General features: G+C 68.8%; 5 protein-coding genes and 1 pseudogene. 5 read left to right on the top strand and 1 reads right to left on the bottom strand.

The annotated features are described in order from the left end of the window. From glnA to Q8N10_RS11065, 3 genes and pseudogenes are all read left to right on the top strand, one after another. Positions 1–570 (top strand): annotated as a pseudogene (glnA, locus tag Q8N10_RS11075) (glutamine synthetase); the annotation flags it as partial. A gap of 125 nt (positions 571–695) precedes the next feature. Further along, a complete protein-coding gene (locus tag Q8N10_RS11070) occupies positions 696–944 on the top strand; it encodes a DUF3297 family protein (protein WP_215340273.1) in 249 nt (82 codons plus the stop codon). Then, the gene (locus Q8N10_RS11065) at positions 941–2,152 is read left to right on the top strand and encodes a phosphotransferase family protein (RefSeq protein ID WP_304780038.1); all 1,212 of its coding nucleotides are present in this window, start codon (positions 941–943) and stop codon (positions 2,150–2,152) included. Before Q8N10_RS11070 ends, Q8N10_RS11065 begins: the two co-directional genes overlap by 4 nt. On the opposite strand, the gene Q8N10_RS11060 is transcribed toward Q8N10_RS11065, so the two are convergent. Beyond that, positions 2,130–3,113: a Gfo/Idh/MocA family protein gene (locus Q8N10_RS11060; RefSeq protein ID WP_304780035.1), complete on the bottom strand. Its 984-nt coding sequence runs from the start codon at positions 3,111–3,113 to the stop codon at positions 2,130–2,132. The genes Q8N10_RS11065 and Q8N10_RS11060 overlap by 23 nt on opposite strands. Before the next feature lie 103 nt (positions 3,114–3,216). Here Q8N10_RS11060 and parE point away from each other — a divergent pair, with 103 nt between their 5' ends. Further along, entirely contained in the window at positions 3,217–5,262 is a 2,046-nt protein-coding gene (parE, locus tag Q8N10_RS11055) for a DNA topoisomerase IV subunit B (protein ID WP_304780031.1), read from the top strand. 156 nt (positions 5,263–5,418) lie between these two features. Continuing rightward, the gene (locus Q8N10_RS11050) at positions 5,419–7,233 is read left to right on the top strand and encodes a DEAD/DEAH box helicase (protein ID WP_304780029.1); all 1,815 of its coding nucleotides are present in this window, start codon (positions 5,419–5,421) and stop codon (positions 7,231–7,233) included. Positions 7,234–7,257 lie beyond the last annotated feature (24 nt).

Here is a 7,257-nt window from a genome sequence, read left to right as displayed (position 1 = left end):
CCGATGTTCGCGGGCAACGGCTATGCCGACCTGTCCGAGATGGCGCTGTACTACATCGGCGGCATCATCAAGCACGCCAAGGCCATCAACGCCTTCTCCAACTCCACCACCAACAGCTACAAGCGTCTGGTGCCCGGTTACGAAGCCCCGGTGAAGCTGGCCTATTCGGCCCGCAACCGCTCGGCCTCCATCCGCATCCCGCACGTGGACAGCCCCAAGGGCAAGCGTCTGGAAGCCCGCTTCCCCGACCCCATGGGCAACCCCTACCTGACCTTCACCGCCCTGCTGATGGCCGGCATCGACGGCATCGTGAACCAGATCGACCCGGGCGCGCCGCAGGACAAGAACCTCTACGACCTGCCGCCGCGTGAGCAGAAGAAGGTCCCGGAAGTCTGCGGCTCCCTGAAGGAAGCCCTGGAAAACCTCGACAAGGACCGCGGCTTCCTGAAGGCCGGCGGCGTGATGACCGACGAGTTCATCGACGCCTATATCGAGCTGAAGATGGAAGAGGTCATGCGCCTCGCCCTCCACCCGCACCCGGTCGAGTTCGAGATGTACTACAAGTGCTAGTCAGCGCTCCGCGCTGGACTTGAGCGAAGGGCCGGAGAGCGATCTCCGGCCCTTTTGCTTTGGGCGCGATGCGGCTATCACCCGGCCAAGGGCCGCAAGGCCCAACCGTTCCTCAAGGCCCAGACATGTCCGACACGCCTCCCGACCGCCTCGCGATCAGCCCCAACAGTCCCTATTACGACGCCGCCTGCCTCGAGCGCGGCGTCGGCGTGCGCTTCAAGGGCGTCGAGAAGACCAATGTCGATGAGTACTGCGTCAGCGAGGGCTGGGTGCGACTGTCGGTCGGCGCCACGGTCGACCGCAAGGGCAACGCCATGACGGTCAAGCTGCAGGGTCCGGTGGAGCCCTATTTCCGCGACACCCCCGAGGCGTGAAGCCGCCCCGCTTCGCGCGCGTCGTCCTCGTCACCCCGGACGGCGCCCTAGTCGGCGCCCTCCCCGCCCTGCCCGTCGCCACGCCGTGGTGGCAGGACGTCGCCCCGGTGATCGCGACCGTGCGCGAGGCCCACGGGGTCGAGGTGATCGTCCTGCGGGTGCTGGAGATCGCACCCAATCCGAAGTCGGTGAAGGTCACCTATCTCGCCGAAGTCTCCGAGCCGGTCGCCGCCGCCGAGCCGTGGGATGGTGAGTTGGACGACCAACCCCTGCGCAACAGCTACGCCAAGCTCGGCGGACCCGCCGCCGACCTCGCCTGGGCCAACACCATCCTCGCCGAGAAGGGGCTGACGCCCGCCGGTCCGCCGCGGCAGGTGCGGACCTGGAACCTGTCCAGTCTGTGGGCCATCCCGGTGCAGGGACAGACGGTCTGGCTGAAGGCCATCCCGCCCTTCTTCGCCCACGAGGCGCCGCTGATCGAAGCCCTGGCGGGCGAGGCGGTCCCGACCTTGCTCGGCCATGGCGATGGCCGCTTCCTGATGGCCGAACTGCCGGGCGCGGACCTGTTCGAAGCCGAGACGGATCAGCTCTTCGGCATGGTGGACCTGCTGGTGGGCATCCAGGCCAAGTGGATCGGCCGCGAGGCGGCGCTGTTCGCTCTCGGCCTGCCCGACTGGCGCGGCCCGGCCCTGACCGCCGCCATCACCGAAGTCTTTGAGCGCACGGCGCCGGAGCTCTCCACCAAGAACCGCGGGGCGCTCACCGCCTTCATCGCCGACCTGCCGCGCCGTTTCGCCGACCTGGCGGCCTGCGGCCTGCCCGACACCCTGGTGCACGGCGACTTCCATCCCGGCAACCTGCGGGGCGATGGTGAGCATCTGGCGTTGATGGACTGGGGCGACAGCGGGGTGGGTCATCCCCTGCTGGACAGCTCGGCCTTCCTGGACCGCGTGCCCGCCGACTCGCTTGAGGCCGTACGGGCGGTCTGGCTCGCCCACTGGCGCGAAGCTGTTCCCGGTTCCGATCCGGCCCGGGCGCTGACCCTGCTGGCGCCCATCGCGGCGGCCCGTCAGGCGGCGATCTATCGCGGCTTCCTCGACAACATCGAACCCGCCGAGCACCCCTATCACGCCGCCGATCCGGTGGACTGGCTGAGCCGTACGGCGGCCCTTGTGCGGGCCGAACCTAGAGGCGACTCGCCGCGCTGACCGCGTCGAGCAGCACCATCTGGGCGATGGAGTCCCTGCCGGACGTCAGGGGCGCAGGACCGCCGCGCACGGCGTCGACGAAGGCGCGGAGCTGGAAGTCATAGGTCGGCTCACGGCTGAAGGTCTCACGGCGCGGTTCGGCCCCAGCGATTCTCACCTCCAACAGGTGGCCCATCTGCGGCGCCAGCGGATTGATCGCCTTCAGGGAGCCCAGGGTCCCTGTGACCTCAAGGCTGGCCATCGGGGTCTCTTCCACCATCGAGCCGCTGATCCTGGCGGTGGCGCCGCCCGGAAACAGGAGTTCGGCTTGCGTCGAATGATCAACACCGCCGCGACCAAAGACGCCGCGCGCCCGCACCACGGTTGGCTCGGCCCATGCCGCCGTTCGCACCCAGTGCAGGGGGTAGGTTCCGATATCCATCAGCGAGCCGCCGCCCAGGTCGCGCTCGTAACGGATCTCGGTTCCGTCATCGACGAGGTTGGTCTGGAACAGGGCGGCCAGGTCGCGCACCTCTCCCAGCTCGCCGGAGCCGATGATTTCCAGCACCCGGGCGAACAGTGGGTGGTAGCGATAGTGGAAGGCCTCCATCAGCACCCGGCCGCTCGCCTGCGCCGCCGCGACCATGGCGCGAGCCTCGCCGGCGTTCATCGCAAAGGGTTTCTCGCACAGCACATGCTTGCCCGCCTGGAGCGCGGCGATGGAGAGGTCGGCGTGCCGCGAGGGCGTCAGGGCGTTGTAGACCGCATCGATGTCGGGCCGGGCGATCAGGTCCTCATAGGTCTCCGACACCTCGGGAACGCCGTACAACTCGGCAAAGGCGCGCGCCCGGGCCGAATCTCGGGCGGCGACGGCCACCACGGTGGCGACCCCCGTCGCCTTGGCCGGCAGGATCATGGCGCTGGGCGCGATCTTGGCCGCGCCGAGGACGCCGATGCGCAAAGGCGCCTGTTGGCTCGTCATCAGCTTGTCCCCAGGCTTGGTGCGTCAACGCGGCGCGTCCATTGCTTTAGCCGGTGGGGCGATTCATACCGATGCCCCATCGAATCGATCCAGTTTCCGAACCATGTCCACTAAGCCCGTTCCCCAGGCTTCCCTCTTCGACGACGCGCTCAATCCCGCCCCGGCCGCGCCGTTGGCCGAGAGCCATGAGCCGCGCCCCGATCCGGCGATCACCGGCGGCTATTCGGCCAAGGACATCGAGGTGCTCGAGGGTCTGGAGCCCGTCCGCAAGCGCCCTGGCATGTACATCGGCGGCACCGACGAGCGCGCCCTGCACCACCTGTTCGCCGAGGTGCTGGACAACTCCATGGACGAGGCCGTCGCCGGCCACGCCAAGATCATCGAGGTGATCCTCGACGCCGACGGCACGCTGACGGTGAAGGACGACGGCCGCGGCATTCCCGTGGACCCGCACCCCAAGCATCCGGGCAAGTCGGCCCTGGAAGTGATCATGACCGTCCTGCACTCGGGCGGGAAATTCTCCGGCAAGGCCTATGAGACCTCCGGCGGCCTGCACGGCGTCGGCATCTCGGTGGTCAACGCCCTGTCGGAGCGCGTCGAGGTCACGGCCTTCAAGGACGGGTTCGAATGGCGCCAGGCCTTCACCCGCGGCAAGGCGATCGGCGGCATCGAAAAGCTGGGCGCCACCAAGAAGCACGGCACCTCCATCAGCTTCGCGCCAGATCCGGTGATCTTCGGCGACGGCGTGGCGTTCAAGCCCGCGCGCCTCTACCGCATGGCCCGGTCCAAGGCCTATCTGTTCGCCGGGGTCGAGATTCGCTGGAAATGCGATCCGTCGCGCATCCAGGATCAGACGCCGGCCGAGGCGACCTTCCGCTTCCCCAACGGGCTGGCCGATTTCCTGGCTGAGCGGGTCAAGGGCGTCGAGACCGTCACCCCCGAGCCCTTCGCCGGACGCTATGAGCGCAAGGGCGAGGCCGGCAAGGTCGAGTGGGCGGTGACCTGGACCCCGGCCGGGTTCGGCGAGGCCGACAGCTTCATGCAGTCCTACTGCAACACCGTGCCGACCCCGGAGGGCGGCACCCACGAGGCGGGCCTGCGCGCGGCCCTGACCCGTGGCCTGAAGGCCTATGCCGAACTCACCGGGGAGAAGCGCGGCGGGATCATCACCGCCGATGACGTGGTCTCCCAGGCCGGCGCCATGGTCAGCGTCTTCGTCTCCAATCCGGAGTTCCAGGGGCAGACCAAGGAGCGGCTGTCTTCCACCGACGCCCAGCGCCTGGTGGAGAACGCCCTGCGCGATCCCTTCGACCACTGGCTGACCGCCCAGCCGAAGGCCGCCAGCGCCTTGCTGGAGTTCGTGGTCGAGCGGGCTGAGGAACGACTGAAGCGCCGACGCGACAAGGACGTCGCGCGGGCCTCGGCCACCCGCAAGCTGCGGCTGCCGGGCAAGCTGGCGGACTGCTCGGCCAACGCCATCGACGGCGCCGAGATCTTCCTGGTCGAGGGCGACAGCGCCGGCGGCTCGGCCAAGCAGGCCCGCGACCGTCGCACCCAGGCCATCCTGCCGCTGCGCGGCAAGATCCTGAACGTCGCCTCGGCCACCCTGGACAAGATGGGCGCCAACAAGGAGCTGTCGGACCTGATGCTGGCGCTCGGCGTCCAGGCCGGCTCGCGGTTCAAGGAAGAGGACCTGCGCTACGAGCGCGTGGTCATCATGACCGACGCCGACGTTGACGGCGCCCACATCGCCAGCCTGCTGATCACCTTCTTCTATCGCACCATGCCCGACATGATCCGCTCGGGCCGGCTGTACCTGGCCCTGCCTCCGCTGTACCGGATGAGCCATGGCGGCAAGACCATCTATGCCCGCGACGACGCCCACCGCGAGGAACTGATGGCCACCGAGTTCAAGGGCAAGAAACCCGAGATCGGCCGGTTCAAGGGCCTGGGCGAAATGATGCCGGCCCAGCTGAAGGAAACCACCATGGATCCCAAGAAGCGGATTCTGGCCCGGGTCACCCTGCCCCGCTCCGAGGAGGCCGTGGAGGACCTGGTGGAGGCGTTGATGGGCCGCAAGCCGGAGCTGCGCTTCCGCTTCATCCAGGAGAACGCCGAGTTCGCGGCCGCGGATCTGGACTGGACCTGAGGCGGACGAAACGGCCCTAGCTGAACCACAAGGCGCGGAACGCGTTGACTTGAAGGCGGTAGCCCCTATCTTCCGCCGCGCGCAACGATCGCCGTCCGCGCCGCCCGGGTTTCGCATGCCTCCTTTTCGGGCGCGTTCCCGCCCACATTGCAACTGATGACCGAATTTTCTGAACTGGGCCTATCGCCCGCTACGCTCCAGGCCGTGGCCGACACCGGCTACACCACCGCCACGCCGATCCAGGCCGAGGCCATCCCCGTCGCCCTCCAAGGCCGCGACGTCCTGGGGATCGCCCAGACCGGCACGGGCAAGACCGCCGCCTTCACCCTCCCGATGATCGATCGACTGGCCGCCGGCCGGTCCAAGGCGCGCATGCCGCGCGCCCTGGTCATCGCCCCCACCCGCGAACTGGCCGACCAGGTTTCGCTGTCCTTCGAGAAATACGCCAAGGGCCAGAAGCAGAAGCTTTCCTGGGCCTTGCTGATCGGCGGCGTCTCGTTCGGCGACCAGGAAGCCAAGCTGGACCGGGGCGTCGACGTCCTGATCGCCACGCCGGGCCGCCTGCTGGACCATTTCGAACGCGGCAAGCTGTTGATGACCGGGGTGCAGATCCTGGTGGTCGACGAGGCCGACCGCATGCTCGACATGGGCTTCATCCCCGACATCGAGCGCATCTTCAAGCTGACCCCGGCCAAGAAGCAGACGCTGTTCTTCTCGGCCACCATGCCGCCGGAAATCACCCGGCTGACCAAGCAGTTCCTCAATGATCCCGTGCGGATCGAGGCGACGCGCCCGGCGACGACCGCCGACACCATCACCCAGTACGTGGTCCGCCTGCCGACCGCCGACGCCAAGGCCAAGCGCACCGCCCTGCGCATGCTGATCGGCGCCGACGACGTGCGTAACGGCATCGTCTTCTGCAACCGCAAGTCCGAGGTCGATATCGTCGCCAAGTCCCTGAAGACGCACGGCTTCGACGCCGCGCCGATCCATGGCGACCTGGACCAGGCGACCCGTATGCGCACCTTGGAAGCTTTCCGCAAAGGTGAGCTGAAACTGCTCTGCGCCTCCGACGTCGCCGCGCGCGGCCTGGACGTGCCGGACGTCAGCCACGTCTTCAACTACGACGTGCCGCACCACGCCGACGACTATGTGCACCGCATCGGCCGCACCGGCCGGGCCGGCAAACTCGGCAAGACCTATATGATCGTCACGCCGGCCGACGCGAAGAACATCGACAAGGTGCTGAAGCTGATCGGCAAGGCGCCGGAAGAGATCGTGCTGGAGGGCGTCGACTTCGCCTCCATCAAGGACGAGAAGCGCAGCGACAGCCGCAGCGGCGGCCGTGACCGCGGCCGGGGCGGCGAACGCTCGTCGGGCCGTGGCGACCGTGATCGTGACCGGGAGCGTCCCCGGGCGCCGCACGGCGAGGTGGCCTCCCTCGAACCCTTCGTCGCCGACCCGGATGCGGTGCGAACGCCCAAGCCCGCCCCCGTGGCCGTGGCCGAGGAGGCCAAGGCTGAACGCGCGCCCCGCGCCCGTGGCCGCAACCGTGGCCGGGCCAATCCCGAAGCCGAAGCCGCGCCCGTCGAGCCCGCGGCCCAACCCGCCGAAGCCCGGACTGAGCGCGAACCCCGATCCGAGCGTGAAGCGCGTCCGGCCCGTCCCGAGCGCGAAGCCCGGCCGCAAGGCGAACCGCGTGGCGAGCGCAGTGAGCGGCCCGCCCGCTCGGATCGCCCCGACCGCGCCCCGCGCGCGGAAGTCGCGCCGGAACGCACCGAGCGTCCCCGCCGCGAGCGTGAAGACCGCCCGCGCGCCTCGGCGTCCTCCGAGGCCCGGCCGTCCCGCGAGCGGGATCGCGATCGTCCCCGCCGCGAGGACCGTGACGACGGCGACCGGGTTGTCGGCTTTGGAAACGACATGCCGGCCTTCCTGAAAGTCGCGCCCACCCGCCCGCCGAGTGACGACTAGCCGACACGAGTTTCGAATAACGGC

The sequence above is a fragment of the Phenylobacterium sp. genome, from assembly GCF_030693625.1.
In the GTDB taxonomy this organism is placed as follows: Bacteria; Pseudomonadota; Alphaproteobacteria; order Caulobacterales; family Caulobacteraceae; genus Phenylobacterium; species Phenylobacterium ferrooxidans.
Note: the sequence above shows the minus strand (reverse complement) of the source record. Positions and strands in the feature narration are given on the sequence as shown.

Coding starts and splice junctions, on each gene's coding strand:
- Q8N10_RS11060 (WP_304780035.1), bottom strand. CDS start 3,113: ATGACGAGCCAACAGGCGCCTTTGCGCATCGGCGTCCTCGGCGCGGCC.
- Q8N10_RS11070 (WP_215340273.1), top strand. CDS start 696: ATGTCCGACACGCCTCCCGACCGCCTCGCGATCAGCCCCAACAGTCCC.
- parE (WP_304780031.1), top strand. CDS start 3,217: ATGTCCACTAAGCCCGTTCCCCAGGCTTCCCTCTTCGACGACGCGCTC.
- Q8N10_RS11050 (WP_304780029.1), top strand. CDS start 5,419: ATGACCGAATTTTCTGAACTGGGCCTATCGCCCGCTACGCTCCAGGCC.